This window comes from Pseudomonas sp. FP1154 (assembly GCF_030687245.1).
GTDB classification, from domain to species: domain Bacteria; phylum Pseudomonadota; class Gammaproteobacteria; order Pseudomonadales; family Pseudomonadaceae; genus Aquipseudomonas; species Aquipseudomonas rhizophila.
In genome coordinates this window covers 4,706,140-4,721,704 of the sequence record NZ_CP117465.1, presented here as the reverse complement: position 1 = coordinate 4,721,704, position 15,565 = coordinate 4,706,140, and the positions used below count along the sequence as shown (strand labels likewise).

Genomic DNA, 15,565 nt, shown 5'->3' with positions numbered 1-15,565 from the left:
GTCAGTCACCTCGGTGTGTCAGGTTGTTTGCCTTCAGTCATTTTGGGGCTGCTTCGCAGCCCAACGGGGATAAATCCCCTCACCACAAGAGGACCAGCCAGTCTCGAACAACTGCGTCAATTTAGGCCATTGCTTTGACGCCATTTTTCTGCTCCAGAATTGAATGGTCATTTGCCCTGCACGCCACTAAAGTGGCGTCTGGCCTGTAGCGTAGGACGCCTCCTGTCAGTTCCTTTCCCATGGTGAGTCAACGATTGACCCATAACGCCATTCAACGTCTTTTGCTGAAACGCTTCGCCTTGGCGGCCGCGACTTACGCGCTGGCACTGGTGTTGTTGTGGTTGGCATATTTCAGTGGTCATTACCTCGATTCGTTGCGCGATGTCATCATCGGCAGCGTGTTGGTGGTGTTGTGCCAGGCAGGGCTGTTCGCGCTGTTTATCACCGACCGCAATCTGCGGTTCGCCGACCCCAGTCTTACTGAAATACAGGTACTGATCGGCCTGGGCTGGCAGACCTGGATGATGGCGCATCTGGACCAGGCTCGGGGCGTGTTCCTGGTGTTCTATGTGCTGATCCTGCTGTTCGGGCTGTTCCACTTGTCCCGTCGGGCTTTCGTGCGCTGCGCGATGCTGGTGTTTTTCAGTTTCACCGCCATTACCCTCTGGGACGGTTACTTCTTCAGGCTTCCTGACCCCACGCTGGCCGCGTTACAGGTGTGCGTGCTGTTTATCGTGCTGGTGTGGCTGGTGCTCTATGCCAGTTACGTACAGAACTCGCGCCAACGCATGCGTCAGCGGCGGTTTGCCTTGCAGGCGCATCAGGACACCCTGCGCGGCATGATGCGTCAGCTCGAAGATCTGGTGGCCACGGATGAACTGACCGGCTTATTCAACCGCCGGCACTTCCTGCGCCTGGCGTCCCGTGAGCTCAACACACTCCGGCCCAATGTTGCCCATGGCCTGGCCCTGATCGACCTCGACCATTTCAAACGCATCAATGACCTGCACGGCCACGCCGCCGGTGATCAGGTGCTTCAGGCGTTCGCCAGCATCGCCACGGCCTGCCTGCGCGAAGGTGATGTGCTGGCCCGTTACGGTGGCGAAGAGTTCGTCATGCTGCTGCCGGCCTGCGACCCCTCGCGGCTGACGGCCTGTTGCGAGCGGCTGCGCCTGGCATTTACTGAAGTCGAGTTGATCGGCTTGCAGATCGGCTCCCTCAGCCTGTCGGTGGGCATGACGATGCTGGAGACCGGCGACGATCTGGACAACGCATTGCAGCGTGCCGACCAGGCCTTGTACCGTGCCAAGCGAGACGGCCGCAATCAGTGCGCCGCCGCCTGGGAGAACGTCGATGCCTGAAGTAAAAGTCGCCGACCGGCAGTGGACGGTGGCGGCGGGCAGCAATCTGCTGGACACGTTGAATCAGGGCGGCGTGGCCGTGCCCTACAGTTGTCGCGCCGGCAGCTGCCATGCGTGCCTGGTGCAGTGCGTGAGCGGTGACGTGCGCGACAGTCGGCCCGACGCCTTGAGCCCCGCGCAGCGCGAGCAAGGCTGGCGGCTGGCGTGTCAGTGCCAGGTGATCGAGGATGTGCAGATCCACACCTTTGACCCGCAACGCGACGGCCGTGCCGCCCAGGTGACCGCCGCGGATTGGCTGAGCCCCGACGTGCTGCGCTTGCGCATTATTCCTGAGCGGGCGCTGCGTTATCGGGCGGGCCAGCACCTGGTGTTGTGGGCCGGCGATGTCGCCCGTCCGTATTCCCTGGCGAGCCTGCCCGAAGAAGACCGCTTCCTGGAGTTTCACCTCGATTGCCGCGAGCCCGGCCAGTTCATCAATGCGGCGCGACAGATGAAAGCGGGCGACCCGATTTTTCTCGGTGAATTGCGCGGCGGCGCCCTGCATTACGATCCCGAGTGGCACGATAAGCCGCTGTGGCTACTGGCGGCCGGCACCGGCCTGGCACCGTTGTTCGGTCTTTTGCGCTCAGCCCTGCATCAGCATCACCAAGGCACGATTCGTCTTATTCACGTAGCCCATGATGCCGCCGGGCACTATCTGGCCAAACCCCTGGCAGCGCTGGCGGCCAAGCATCAACACCTCACCGTGGAGCTGCTGACCACGGCCGAGGCGCCGTCTGCGTTGGCGCAACTGCGGCTTGTTTCCCGGCAAACCCAGGCCTTACTCTGCGGCCATCCCGACCGGGTCGAGGCCTTTGCCAAGCGCCTCTACCTGGCTGGCCTGCCGCGTAATCAACTGCTGGCCGATGTCTTCCTGACCCGTGGTTGAGCGCTGATCTTCAGACGCGAGACCGACCATGACCGACACCCTGCTACTTGAGCGCGAACGCGGCCTGTTGACCCTGCGCCTCAATCGCCCGGAAAAGAAAAACGCCCTGACCCGGGCCATGTACAGCCAATTGGCCCAAGCCCTGGCGATGGCTGACGCCGACCCGCAGATCAGTGCGGTGCTGATCTGCGGGTCCCATGACTGCTTCACCGCCGGCAACGATATTGTCGACTTTCTCGAACAGCCGCCGGCCGATCTCGACAACCCGGTATTCGAATTCATGCTCAGCCTGCTCGATTGCCGCAAACCGGTGATCGCCGCCGTGGCCGGGCCGGCGGTAGGCATCGGCACCACGTTGCTGTTGCATTGCGACCTGGTCTACGTCAGCCGGGACGCGCGGCTGCGAACGCCGTTCGTCAACCTGGGGTTGTGCCCGGAATTCGGCTCCAGCCTGATCCTGCCGAGGTTGCTCGGCCAGGCCAGGGCTGCGCAGTTGCTGCTGTTGGGCGAGGGCTTGAGCGGCGAACAGGCGGCAGCCTGGGGCATCGCCACCGAGGCGCTGGACAGTGGCGAGGCGGCGTTGGCCAAGGCGCGGGACGTGGCACTGCGCTTCGAATCGCTGCCGGCTGAGGCGGTGCGCATCAGCAAACAACTGATGAAGGCGCCGGATCGGGAACAACTGCGCGCCGTGATCGAAGAGGAGGGCAGGCTATTCACCCAGCGACTGCGCTCGCCGGAGGCGGTGGCGGCGCTGTCGGGGTTTATCAACAGGCATTAATTTTGTAGCGCATGGGCTGGCGCTATCGCGAGCAGGCTCGCTCCCACATGGAGTTTTGTGTTGGACGCATGATTCATTCACACCACCGATCCCCTGTGGGAGCGAGCCTGCTCGCGATAGCGTCAGCCCAGGCAACACCTTTTTCAGACGGCAAAAACCAAAAAGCCCCGCCATTCACATGGCGGGGCTTTTGTTTTCAGCAACCGGTCACTCAGACCATCGGGTCGCCAACGTGCAGGATTTTCATCCCGTTGGTGCCGCCGATGGTGTGGTAGCTGTCGCCCTTGGTCAGGATGACCCAGTCGCCGGTTTGCACCACGCCGCGCTTGACCAGTTCATCCACCGCCGCCTGGCTGACTTCGCCCGGTTGCAGGGCGGCCGGGTCGAATGGCACGGTGTAGACACCACGGAACATGGCCGCGCGAGCCTGGGTTTCGCGGTGCGGGGAGAACGCGTAGATCGGCACCGAGGAGCGGATGCGCGACATGATCAGCGGCGTGTAGCCACTTTCGGTCAGGGCGATGATCGCCTTCACGCCCGGGAAGTGGTTGGCGGTGTACATCGTCGCCAGGGCGATACTCTCGTCGCAGCGCTCGAAGGTCTTGCCGATCCGGTGGCTGGAGGTCTTGCTGGTGGGGTGCTTTTCAGCGCCGATGCAGATGCGTGCCATGGCCTGCACCGCTTCAAGCGGGTAGAGGCCGGCGGCGCTTTCGGCCGAGAGCATCACGGCGTCGGTGTAGTCGAGCACGGCGTTGGCTACGTCGGACACTTCGGCGCGGGTCGGCATCGGGTTCTGGATCATCGACTCCATCATCTGGGTCGCGACGATCACCGCTTTGTTGTGACGGCGTGCATGCAGAATGATCTTCTTCTGGATGCCCACCAGCTCCGCGTCACCGATTTCCACGCCTAGGTCGCCACGGGCCACCATCACGGCATCGGAAGCCTTGATCAGGCCGTCGAGGGTTTCGTCGTCGGCCACGGCTTCGGCGCGTTCGATCTTGGCCACCAGCCAGGCGGTGCCGCCGGCTTCGTCGCGCAGTTGACGGGCGTATTCCATGTCAGCAGCGTCGCGGGGGAAGGACACGGCCAGGTAGTCGACTTCCATTTCCGCGGCCAGCTTGATGTCGGCCTTGTCTTTTTCGGTCAGGGCCGGCGCCGTCAGGCCACCGCCACGACGGTTGATGCCTTTGTGGTCCGACAGCGGGCCGCCGATGGTCACGGTGCAGTTCAGTTCGGTGGCCGTGGCGGTGTCGACGCGCATCACCACGCGACCGTCGTCGAGCAGCAGCTCGTCGCCCACGCCGCAATCCTTGACCAGGTCCGGGTAGTCGATACCGACCACCTGCTGGTTGCCTTCGGTCAGCGGATGGCTGGTGGAGAAGGTGAAAGTGTCACCAATCTTCAACTCGATGCGCTTGTTGGCGAATTTGGCGATACGGATCTTCGGGCCTTGCAGGTCACCCAGCAGGGCGACAAAACGGCCATGCTTGGCAGCAAGGTCACGCACCAGCTTGGCACGAGCCTTGTGCTCGTCGGGGGTGCCGTGGGAGAAATTCAGACGGGCAACGTCCAGGCCAGCCAGAATCAGCTGTTCGAGAACTTCCGGCGAGTTACTGGCCGGGCCAAGGGTAGCGACGATTTTGGTGCGACGGACGGACATGCAAGACTCCTCAGGTTCAAGCGCCAGCGAAGGCTACTATGCTCTTTGGGTGTAGTCATTGTTCATATGCACTACTTTTTCGTTTCTTTTCGAAATGAACATTCCTGAAAATTTTTGCGCCTCTACGGCTTCACATTCCTTCTGTGGCGAGGGGATTTATCCCCGCTGGGCTGCGAAGCAGCCCCAAGATGGCAGATGCACATTAACCTGAAACACCCAGGTGGCTGGCTTGGGGGCTGCTGCGCAGCCCAGCGGGGATAAATCCCCTCGCCACAAGAGCACTGCCAAGCTGCGTTTTCGGGTTGAAGATTTCCCCACCCAGGTCGATACAGAGCTCAAGACAGGAGAACCTCCCATGCGATTCGTGCTTTTTGTTGCCCTGGCCCTGAGCATCACGGGCTGCACCCGTTGGTCGATGAACCACCACATGAACCTGGCCTACAAGGCTTACGAGCGGGGCAATTGCGAGCAGGTGATGCTCGAGTTGTCCAAGGTCGACCGCGCCAGCCGTGCCCGGCGCTACATGCAGCCGGAAGTCTCGATGATGCGCGGCCAATGCCTGGAACGACAGAAGCTGTTTGTCGATGCGGCGCAAACCTACCAGTTCATCATGACCCAATACCCTAACAGCGAATACGCCTTCCGCGCTCGGGCCCGGCTGGAAACCTTGCAGAGCCTGGGCCATTACCCGCTCCGCAGCGCCCCGGTGATCCGCCCCACCGCGCTCTGATACCGTCCGTCAATATCATGGCCAGGGGCAATGCCTGGCCACCCCCACCTTGTACGATTGCACAGGATGAAACTATCGTCCTGGGGCTGGCTGTCGCCAAACCTTGAGCTATATTTTGTACAAGAAGTGATTAGAGCCAGGTCTCTAATTCAAGAGGCACCTGTGACCGGCAGAAGTAGAGCCAAGGCGCTTGCAAGCGTCTGGCACCGGGATCGGGGAGAGCGGGCCTGTTCGTGCCCGTTCCGAAGTATCGATAGCCCCTGGTAGAGGGGCGTTCAAAAAGCGATACAGGACATGTACAAAAAGAGGCGAATCGAGCGGCATCAGCTGCCGTATTTCCTGCGCGTGTTCAACGGTATAAACGACAAGCCCATCGGCTTTCTGGGCAACGTCTCTGAGGATGGCCTGATGCTGATCAGCCATTTGCCGCTGATGGTCGGCGCGGACTTTAATCTGCACCTCAAGATCCCTAGCGATGACGGACCGCAGATGGACATCGAATTGAAGGCCAGTTGCCTGTGGTGCCACGAAGATGTGACGCCGCAGCATTTCGACGCCGGTTTCAGCCTCAAGTGGGCGCCGCCGGAGTACGGGCAATTGGTGAGTGCGTTGCAGCAGTATTTCAGTTTTCATCCGTTGCCGGAGTCGGCTTGAAACCGCCTCTGCAGGAATCGGCCTGACTTTTGCGGGGTTGCCTCAATCCAACTTGTGGGAGCGGGCTTGTTCACGAAAACGGTGGATCAGCTTGCATCAATGCTGAATGTGCCGACTGACCCAGTGTGGGAGCGAGCCTGCTCGCGATAGCGATCTCAAGTACGCCATCGCGAGCAGGCTCGCTCCCACAGGTTCTTCATCGCATCTACGACATTATTCAGTCGGCTTAACCTTCAGCGTTGAACCTTCGCCTCGTTATCCAGCAACTTCTCCAGCAACAACACGCCCATCTCGCCCATCTGGTGAATCGCCAGGGCCAGGTTGCGTGGGGCGCCTTCCAGGTCTTCCGATAAATCCAGAATCAGCGTGCTTACCGAGCAGAAGGTTTCGTAGGTGTGGGCGAGCATGCCTTCGGGGTCGGCGTCGGGGGCGACGATGAAGTAGTCGAGTTGTCGTTCGGGTTTGTCCGGTTTGTCCGCGTTGGGCTTGAGGTAGTGGTCCAGGGCTTTTTGCGCGGCTTCGTCGAGCTTTTTGGTGTCGAGGGTTTTGTGAGCGGGTTGTGAATCGGTTTTCGGGGGATTGGGAGTTGGCTTGATCATATTCACTTCTCTTTGATAGCGCTGCCACCCGGTTCGCGACTAAACGATGGGTGGCGGCTGGACGCAGGTTAGTCGACCGGTGAGAAGTGAAACCGGCGCGCCCGAGAGCGCCCTGCGAACAGCCACCATCAAGTGCGGGGATAGGGGAGCCCGACTGGATGACGCTTGTGCACATCACTTCATTACCGGGCGACTAAACCCGATCGCTGGTTGTCAGCGACGCGAATCAAATTACGGGGCAAGGCCAAGGCGCACAAGCCGGCGGATTCTGGCGGATCTGTAGTCCGTTGCGCAAGGCGCTGTAGTCACCCGAATTTTCTTGCACCGGGGCCCCCGCCACTCGTCGGTACTGTCAGAACTAACAGGTGTTTAGGTAACCTGATTTGGCATTTACTGCGCTTAAGAAGGCTCTTGGCGTTTCTAACCAGTGCCTTTTTTTGCTTCAGTTAATAGTTGAGGAGTTAGTCATGGGCGCTGGCGACGACTTAGAAGAAAGCGAGCCAAAAGATGCTTCGCAGGGAGATGATAACGAGGGGGCGGTCAGTCACATTGACGATGCTCCTGATTCCGAGGATGTGTCATTTCCTGGTTCCTTAACGGGAGAAGTGTTTCTAGAGGCGATTGGTGGTTCTCTTTGGGCGAATTTTACTGCCTTGTATGCATGGTCGGCAGACGGCAGGTCTTTTCAATTGACGAGGCCGAAATACAGCGCGAAAGATAACGGTCGTAACAAGGGTAATGTTTACATCAAACTTAAGTCGGCAGCCGATACGGGTTGGCGCGAGCTAACTAGCGATAACGGGATTCAAGACGGGAAATGGCATGAAATAAACGCGACTTTAGAGGTGCAGGGAAATGCCAGTTTTGTAGAGGTATGGTTTGAGTACGTGTATGACATATACCTCGGGGACGATCCTCATATCTATGCTGATAAAACCTATAGGTTTGTGCCCAGCGCTCCTACCATCACAGGCCCGTCGGGTGAGATCGCCACGGCATCAATCACTGTTACAGGGTACGGTGGCATACATGGTGTCGGCTGGATCACTGTTCATAATGCTGACGGCGATGGTCTTTTGCGTGCTGCCGAAATCAAGATCGATGGTAGCTGGACCGCCATATTCGACATGCCGAGCGGGTTGGATACTCTGACCTATTACGCGATACAAAAAGTAGATACCGCGACATCCGCTAAATCGAATCAGAAGACCATTTACCGGGCCTCGACGACACTGACAGAGCCCGCAGCGAACGCCATCGTGCGCGCCGACGAGCTTGTCTTCAAGGGGCGAGGAGCTCCAGGCAATCAAATTTGGGCGGTTTTCCCTAACGCCGGCACTGAGCTGTCTGAAAGAGTCTCCGTCAACACCGAGAAAACGTGGGAGGCCCGGGGCAAGCTCCTGGCCAATGGACCCTGGTTAGCACAGGCTGCCTATCAGTCGGGGAGCGGACCCATTAGATATACCGAGGAACACCGTTCCTTCACTGTTTTGGGTAAACCGAGCATCACCCGGTCCACAGCCAATAAGGAGATGAGTTTCACGGTATATGGAAGAGATGGAATAGAGGGCGCCAGCGTCGAAGTGAGGCTCGATGTTATCGGTAGACCGGTCGGCCAAGGCACAGTAGCGTCGAATGGCTCCTGGAATGCCAGGGTTGAAGTACCGCCAGGGACGATTTCGTTGGTGGCGGAGCAAACCTATCAAACCGTCCCGTCGGGACTGAGTACTGCCCAGGCGTTTAAAGTGCGCCCCCCCAAGTTGACCGACGTCACCGTCACCACGCCGACGGACACCTCGGTGAAGTTCGAAGGCAGCGGCTACACCGGTTCAACCGTCCAGATCACGGTTGTCAGCGGGCCCGATGCCCCTGCGCCGGGCCCTGTACCGGTGAATGGAGGCAGCTGGAACACAACCGCAACAAATTGGCCATTTGGTTCTTACAGCGTGAAGGCTGTCCAGCGGTTTCCCGACGGTGACAATGGCTGGATTGACTCGCAGCCGTACACGTTCCCGGTCAACCTGAGACTTCCAGACCCGACCGATATCACCTACACACCGGTCTACCGGCCCGTGTTCTCGGGTAAAGGTTTCAACGGTGCGACGGTGAAGATTCTGAATCCCGACGACTCACCAGCGGCCCCCGAAAGGACGGTGTCCGGCGGTGTGTGGTCGAGCCCCGCCTCAGCGGAGTGGGGGCCGACGTTCGAGCGCCAGGTTAAAATCAGACAATTCAAGGATGGTCAGGAATCGCCAACCTGGCAGGAAATCGAGGTCACCATCCCACCGCTGGCACCGGTCATGAACGTGCCGGTGGAAAATGGTCTCTCGCCCAACCTCAGTGGCACTTGCTGGCCGGAGGCGGTGCTGACACTCACATTCAGTGACAGCGCCACCGAACACCCCATCGAGAACAACAACGGCACCTGGAGTTTCCGGCGCACCGAGCCGTTTGCCCCCGAGGTCACCCACACCGCGACCCTGATCCAGACCGCCGCCCAGCAACCCTCACCGCCAGCGCAAAGGACCTTCACGGTTGCCACACCCATGCGCAAACCGGTGATCACGTATCCCGCTCCCAGTGCCGAGGTCGGTCGCGTGCTGACCGTCCGTGGGCGTGATGGTATGGCCGAGGCGTCGATGCAAGTGCGTGACGCGCAATTTCAAACGGAGCTGGGCGATCCCAAAGTGCTGACCGCCGACGGCGAATGGTCCGTCGAGTTGCCCGTGCTGGAGTTTCGTCCCTACACCATCGACGCGCAACAGACCCTGCGTGGGGAGCCGTCCGAGCGCAGTGAAACCCTGAGGTTCGAGGTGGTGGTGTTGCCACCGGAGTTTGACGTGCCGCAGCCGGGCGGCAACCTGCCCGCGCAGCATGACGTTGTCTGGCACAGGCATGCAGGGCGGGTGGGTTGATATCTGGCTCCAGGGTGCAAGCGAGCCGTTGATCGAAGATGTTTTTGTGGGCGCCGATGGCTGGAGTGCTGACGTGACCCTACCGGTAGGCGAAACCACGATTGTGGCCCGGCAACGCTTCGAAGGTCGGCCCTCCAAGGACACTGCGCCGCTGACCTTCAACGTCGTGCCTGCTGCCCCGTTCATTGAAACCCCGGCCACCGACGAGCCCATCGGCCGGCGTGTGGTGGTGTCGGGTTTCGGTGTGCCGGGCGATACCGTGACGGTAAAACTGGGAGACGCCACGCATGCGGTGCTGGGCAGTAGCCCGGTGGCTGGAGGATCGCACCTGGTCGGTGACGGTGGAGTTCGATCAACCCGGCGGCCTCTACGGCCTGATGGCCGTGGCGTCGAGCGAGGGTTTTGATTCCGCCGATTCGCCGGCGCGGTCGGTGGTACTGGGCACCTATCAGCCTTCCATCGACGTGCCCGTGGTCGGAGGTTGGGTCGACAACCCGGTTCGCTTCGAAGGCGAGGGAAGACCAGGTGTTGGGCAAGTGGTGAGCTGGTTCAATCCGGATCAAGTCTGGGCTTCGGATCTCAACGTCGAAGCGGGTGGTTGGCAGGGCGGGGCGTCGCAATCGCTGGCCGCTGGCGGCCACTGGTGCCGGTTCAGGCAGATCATCACCGACACGGCAGACGGCGCGACGGCCTCCGATTGGGTCGAGAGCGGGCGCTTTGAGGTTCGGCCTCATTAGTTGCCAGGCGGTCTCGTTATCCAGCAGCAACACATTGAGTCACCGCCACAACTCAACCCATTTGGAAATGCAGGTTCGCAAAGATCAATCCGGCGAAGCGTGCAGGCAGACCCACTTCTACCGTGCGGGATTTGGGGGTACTGCTGACCACTATCCCCGCTTCGATCAAGCGGCCCAGCTCTTCCGTTGCAAGCCGATCCTTCAAACCCGTGAACACCTTGAACTCTGCACGCGGCATCGCACCTTGGGTGAGAAGAGCCAACACCGCAGCTGCACTGGTGGGTCTGATACCGGCACGGCGAAGGTCGGGATCGGTTGAAAACACATGAACAACCTGCTCGCGCAGCCTGGCTGGGTTTAGCGACGTCGTCATGTATTCAATCTGGTCGTGGCAGACATCGAGCATGAACTCGATGAAGTTGAAGTAGTGACGCTGTGAGAGTTGTCCGCGCCCGTCATAGTCACCCTCGCGAGGGCGATCAGCCAAGGCCAGGAAGCGATAGTACTCATCTTGCCGGCGAGCCAGGCCACGAGACAGTGACCAGAGGAAAGGTTTTAGCCCAAGGTGAACAAGTTGCAGATGGGTGAGCATCCGAATCACTCGACCATTACCATCAAGGAAGGGGTGGACAAGCGCCACTCGGTGATGGGCTGCCAGGGCAGCGATCAATTGGCGCCGCGGATCCTTTATTCGTCCGTAATGCTGTTGCAGATGCTCAAGCATGGGCAATACAGCTGCGGCAGCTGGAGCGACATGTGCGCCAACCTGGACTTGCTCATTCTCTTCTGCCCGCAATCTGCCTGCTTCCATCATACGACCATCGCCTAAGGTCAGTTCCTCGATTGAAGCGTCCTTGAACAGCCGACGATGGATGGTCGCGATCAACTTGGGATCGAACATAGCGCAGAAGCTATCTGTTGGGCGCATTCGAAGCACCCGCTCCATCACCTCCTGCTGCGTCATGTGTTGCACGGCAAGCTCTTTGAGCTCCTTTCTTTCTCGTTTCGGTATTGTGCGCGCAGCCTGCAGGTCAGCGATCTCAGTTCGATGCCCTTCGATCAGATTCGAGTAGTAGGTATTGGTGATGCGCAACAGGCCCGCCAATTGCTTCGATGTCTCATCGGCGAGCCGTCCGGCAAGAAATTCTGCCTTACGCGGCAACTGATCGGCGGCCTGAATGATCGAGTCGGGCAGGTTTTCTGGCAGTACTGGGTCAAGGTACGTTTTCGAGATAATCATTTTTTTTGCTTCCAGAGAACACAAACGGCTATTTGTTTGGTGATTTCTGCGGAAATTTCTGCGGAAAATAAAACGGCTGATAGCGCCCGTATTTGCTTGGTTTAGTGATGTCGTACGATAGATGATTTCCGGTGCTTTTGCGGATTTTTGTGCGGAAACCCAAGATTGTTTAATCAGCACGTTCCCCAATTGGGACACTTGGAGCTGCCGAGTGCAACGAGGCTGCGATCTTTTTCCAGACGATTGAGTCCTGAACGAAAGATCGTCCGAACGCGGCCCGAGCCTTCGGCAGCTTCAGAGCTGCCTTAGCGCTGAACCTTCGTCTCGTTATCCAGCAACTTCTCCAGCAACAACACGCCCATCTCGCCCATCTGGTGAATCGCCAGGGCCAGGTTGCGTGGGGCGCCTTCCAGATCTTCCGATAAATCCAGAATCAGCGTGCTTACCGAGCAGAAGGTTTCGTAGGTGTGGGCGAGCATGCCTTCGGGGTCGGCGTCGGGGGCGACGATGAAGTAGTCGAGTTGTCGTTCGGGTTTGTCCGGTTTGTCCGCGTTGGGCTTGAGGTAGTGGTCCAGGGCTTTTTGCGCGGCTTCGTCGAGCTTTTTGGTGTCGAGGGTTTTGTGGGCCGGTTGTGAGTCGGTTTTCGGGGGATTGGGTGTTGGCTTGATCATATTCACTTCTCTTTGATAGCGCTGCCACCCGATTCGCGACTAAACGATGGGTGGCGGCTGGACGCAGGTTAGTCGACCGGTGAGAAGTGAAACCGGCGCGCCCGAGAGCGCCCTGCGAACAGCCACCATCAAGTGCGGGGATAGGGGAGCCCGACTGGATGACGCTTGTGCACATCACTTCATTACCGGGCGACTAAACCCGATCGCTGGTTGTCAGCGACGCGAATCAAATTACGGGGCAAGACCAAGGCACACAAGCCGGCGGATTCTGGCGGATCTGTAGTCCGTTGCGCAAGGCGCTGTAGTCACCCGTATTTTCTGGCGCCGGCTCCCCCGCCACTCGTCGGTACTGTCAGAACTAACAGGTGTTTAGATTCGCGAGATGGATATTCAATGAGCCCATGACCGAACTAGTCATATCGCCAGCCTGTTAACCAGAAACTACGGAGTGCGTCATGGACACTGACGACGATACTGAAAACGACGAGTCTGGCGAAAACACACAGGACATGGAGACTCATGATCCTGCGTTTCAAATCTTGTCTCCGTCGGGTTATATCCCAGAATCAACATTTCTTGTTTCAGGTGTCGGCGCCAGACCCGGCATTGGCGTAATGATTCTGGATGCCAGCACGGCCGAGAGCCTGGGCGCGGGTTACGATGTCAATAGTGACGGTAGCTGGACGGTGCACGCCGCCATGCGAAACGAGTCGGACTTAAGGTACGTCGCCGCCCAAACTGCACATGGAATAACGCGGCCAAAGACCGTTGTCAGGCGTCCAACCACCCTCACCAAGCCCCAATCGGCCGGTTTTTTGAATCCCGCTCAGGTTGTTTTCGGAGGGGTTTGCTTTCCGGGTGAAACTCCGATTGATCCCGGCATGGGCATCAGAGTACTCGACGGCACAACTGAATTGGCTTCGATGACTGCCGTAGGGCCAGAGACAACATGGGAAGTCAGGCCATCGGTGCCATTGTCCAGTAAAACTTATACGGTGCGGGCCGAATACAAAGTGCAGAGCAGCCCGGTTCTCAGTTACACCAATTACTTATCTTTCGAAGTGATGGGGCCACCGGTCATCACCGCGTCCACCGCCATTCAAGAGATGGGTTTCACTGTATACGGAACACACGGGAGGCCGGGCGCCAGCGTCGAAGTACGGCTCGATGTCATCGGTGATCCGGTCGGTCCTCCAGGCAGGGTAGAGGCGAACGGTTCCTGGAATGTCGACGTGCAAGTGCGGCCAGGGACGATTTCGTTGGTGGCGGAGCAAACCTATCAGACCATCCCGTCGGGACTGAGTACTGCCCAGGCGTTTAAGGTGCGCCCCCCCAAGTTGACCGCCGTCACCGTCACCACGCCGACAGACACCTCGGTGAAGTTCGAAGGCAGCGGCTACACCGGTTCAACTGTCCAGATCACGGTCGTCAGCGGGCCTGATGCCCCAGCGCCAGGCCCTGTACCGGTGAACGGAGGCAGCTGGAACACAACCGCAACAAATTGGCCATTTGGTTCTTACAGCGTGAAGGCTGTCCAGCGGTTTCCCGACGGTGACAATGGCTGGATTGACTCGCAGCCGTACACGTTCCCGGTCAACCTGAGACTTCCAGACCCGACCGATATCACCTACACACCGGTCTACCGGCCCGTGTTCTCGGGTAAAGGTTTCAACGGTGCGACGGTGAAGATTCTGAATCCCGACGACTCACCAGCGGCCCCCGAAAGGACGGTGTCCGGCGGTGTGTGGTCGAGCCCCGCCTCAGCGGAGTGGGGGCCGACGTTCGAGCGCCAGGTTAAAATCAGACAATTCAAGGATGGTCAGGAATCGCCAACCTGGCAGGAAATCGAGGTCACCATCCCACCGCTGGCACCGGTCATGAACGTGCCGGTGGAAAATGGTCTCTCGCCCAACCTCAGTGGCACTTGCTGGCCGGAGGCGGTGCTGACACTCACATTCAGTGACAGCGCCACCGAACACCCCATCGAGAACAACAACGGCACCTGGAGTTTCCGGCGCACCGAGCCGTTTGCCCCCGAGGTCACCCACACCGCGACCCTGATCCAGACCGCCGCCCAGCAACCCTCACCGCCAGCGCAAAGGACCTTCACGGTTGCCACACCCATGCGCAAACCGGTGATCACGTATCCCGCTCCCAGTGCCGAGGTCGGTCGCGTGCTGACCGTCCGTGGGCGTGATGGTATGGCCGAGGCGTCGATGCAAGTGCGTGACGCGCAATTTCAAACGGAGCTGGGCGATCCCAAAGTGCTGACCGCCGACGGCGAATGGTCCGTCGAGTTGCCCGTGCTGGAGTTTCGTCCCTACACCATCGACGCGCAACAGACCCTGCGTGGGGAGCCGTCCGAGCGCAGTGAAACCCTGAGGTTCGAGGTGGTGGTGTTGCCACCGGAGTTTGACGTGCCGCAGCCGGGCGGCAACCTGTCGCGCAGCATGACGTTGTCTGGCACAGGCATGCAGGGCGGGCGGGTTGATATCTGGCTCCAGGGCGCAAGTGAGCCGTTGATCGAAGATGTTTTTGTGGGCGCCGACGGCTGGAGTGCTGACGTGACCCTGCCGGTAGGCGAAACCACGATTGTAGCCCGGCAACGCTTCGAAGGTCGGCCCTCCAGGGACACTGCGCCGCTGACCTTTAACGTCGTGCCTGCTGCCCCGTTCATTGAAACCCCGGCCACCGACGAGCCCATCGGCCGGCGCGTGGTGGTGTCGGGTTTCGGTGTACCGGGCGATACCGTGACGGTAAAACTGGGAGAAGCCACGCATGCGGTGCTGGGCAGTAGCCCGGTACTGGAGGATCGCACCTGGTCGGTGACGGTGGAGTTCGATCAACCCGGCGGCCTCTACGGCCTGATGGCCGTGGCGTCGAGCGAGGGTTTTGATTCCGCCGATTCGCCGGCGCGGTCGGTGGTGCTGGGCACCTATCAGCCTTCCATCGACGTGCCCGTGGCCGGAGGTTGGGTCGACAACCCGGTCCGGTTCGAAGGCGAGGGAAGACCGGGTGTTGGGCAAGTGGTGAGCTGGTTCAATCCGGATCAGGTGTGGGCTTCGGATCTCAACGTCGAAGCGGGTGGTTGGCAGGGCGGGGCGTCGCAATCGTTGGCCGCTGGCGGCCACTGGTGCCGGTTCAGGCAAACCATCACCGACACGGCGGACGGCGCGACGGCCTCCGATTGGGTTGAGAGCGGGCGCTTTGAAGTCCAGCCGCCCAGCAGCCCGACCCAGGCGCCCAACTCCCGATAGACGGTCATGGAACCTGTCGGTTCTGACAGTAG

Annotated in this window: 13 protein-coding genes; 9 read left to right on the top strand and 4 right to left on the bottom strand. The window is 59.7% G+C overall.

The features are described 5' to 3' along the window. Positions 1 to 254: 254 nt before the first annotated feature. From PSH91_RS21225 to PSH91_RS21215, 3 genes are read left to right on the top strand one after another with little or no spacing between them, the layout of a single operon-like run. Positions 255 to 1,361 (top strand): diguanylate cyclase, encoded by a 1,107-nt coding sequence (locus PSH91_RS21225; protein WP_047227128.1) that lies wholly within the window; start codon positions 255 to 257, stop codon positions 1,359 to 1,361. Beyond that, positions 1,354 to 2,289, top strand: a complete 936-nt coding sequence (locus PSH91_RS21220) for an iron-sulfur-binding ferredoxin reductase (RefSeq protein WP_173406604.1) — start codon at positions 1,354 to 1,356, stop codon at positions 2,287 to 2,289. The genes PSH91_RS21225 and PSH91_RS21220 overlap by 8 nt, the downstream gene beginning before the upstream one ends. Positions 2,290 to 2,317: 28 nt before the next feature. Next, a complete protein-coding gene (locus tag PSH91_RS21215; protein WP_047227108.1) occupies positions 2,318 to 3,067 on the top strand; it encodes an enoyl-CoA hydratase-related protein in 750 nt (249 codons plus the stop codon). Positions 3,068 to 3,278: 211 nt separating this feature from the next. Here the strand turns inward: PSH91_RS21215 and pyk are convergent, their stop codons facing one another. Beyond that, complete coding sequence (gene pyk / locus PSH91_RS21210; protein WP_047227107.1) at positions 3,279 to 4,730, bottom strand: pyruvate kinase; 1,452 nt, start codon at positions 4,728 to 4,730, stop codon at positions 3,279 to 3,281. Positions 4,731 to 5,085: 355 nt separating this feature from the next. Here pyk and PSH91_RS21205 point away from each other — a divergent pair, with 355 nt between their 5' ends. Continuing rightward, the gene (locus PSH91_RS21205) at positions 5,086 to 5,460 is read left to right on the top strand and encodes a tol-pal system YbgF family protein (protein ID WP_047227106.1); all 375 of its coding nucleotides are present in this window, start codon (positions 5,086 to 5,088) and stop codon (positions 5,458 to 5,460) included. Positions 5,461 to 5,754: 294 nt separating this feature from the next. Continuing rightward, positions 5,755 to 6,114, top strand: a complete 360-nt coding sequence (locus PSH91_RS21200; protein ID WP_160893282.1) for a PilZ domain-containing protein — start codon at positions 5,755 to 5,757, stop codon at positions 6,112 to 6,114. Positions 6,115 to 6,347: 233 nt separating this feature from the next. On the opposite strand, the gene PSH91_RS21195 is transcribed toward PSH91_RS21200, so the two are convergent. Next, positions 6,348 to 6,713 carry a DUF6124 family protein gene (locus PSH91_RS21195; protein ID WP_173406608.1) on the bottom strand — a complete coding sequence of 122 codons (366 nt, stop codon included), beginning with the start codon at positions 6,711 to 6,713 and terminating at the stop codon, positions 6,348 to 6,350. A gap of 467 nt (positions 6,714 to 7,180) precedes the next feature. Between PSH91_RS21195 and PSH91_RS21190 the strand changes: the two genes are divergently transcribed. The 3 genes from PSH91_RS21190 (at position 7,181) to PSH91_RS21180 (ending at position 10,365) form a co-directional block, all read left to right on the top strand. Continuing rightward, a complete protein-coding gene (locus tag PSH91_RS21190) occupies positions 7,181 to 9,628 on the top strand; it encodes a hypothetical protein (protein ID WP_305466680.1) in 2,448 nt (815 codons plus the stop codon). A gap of 73 nt (positions 9,629 to 9,701) precedes the next feature. Further along, a complete protein-coding gene (locus PSH91_RS21185) occupies positions 9,702 to 10,034 on the top strand; it encodes a hypothetical protein (RefSeq protein ID WP_305466678.1) in 333 nt (110 codons plus the stop codon). Then, positions 9,970 to 10,365, top strand: a complete 396-nt coding sequence (locus tag PSH91_RS21180) for a hypothetical protein (RefSeq protein WP_305466677.1) — start codon at positions 9,970 to 9,972, stop codon at positions 10,363 to 10,365. The genes PSH91_RS21185 and PSH91_RS21180 overlap by 65 nt, the downstream gene beginning before the upstream one ends. A 52-nt stretch (positions 10,366 to 10,417) precedes the next feature. Here the strand turns inward: PSH91_RS21180 and PSH91_RS21175 are convergent, their stop codons facing one another. Further along, positions 10,418 to 11,785 carry a Fic family protein gene (locus tag PSH91_RS21175; RefSeq protein WP_231990620.1) on the bottom strand — a complete coding sequence of 456 codons (1,368 nt, stop codon included), beginning with the start codon at positions 11,783 to 11,785 and terminating at the stop codon, positions 10,418 to 10,420. Between the two features lie 125 nt (positions 11,786 to 11,910). Continuing rightward, a complete protein-coding gene (locus PSH91_RS21170; protein ID WP_076383670.1) occupies positions 11,911 to 12,276 on the bottom strand; it encodes a DUF6124 family protein in 366 nt (121 codons plus the stop codon). An 881-nt stretch (positions 12,277 to 13,157) separates the two neighbouring features. Between PSH91_RS21170 and PSH91_RS21165 the strand changes: the two genes are divergently transcribed. Beyond that, a complete protein-coding gene (locus PSH91_RS21165; protein WP_305466675.1) occupies positions 13,158 to 15,533 on the top strand; it encodes a hypothetical protein in 2,376 nt (791 codons plus the stop codon). Positions 15,534 to 15,565 lie beyond the last annotated feature (32 nt).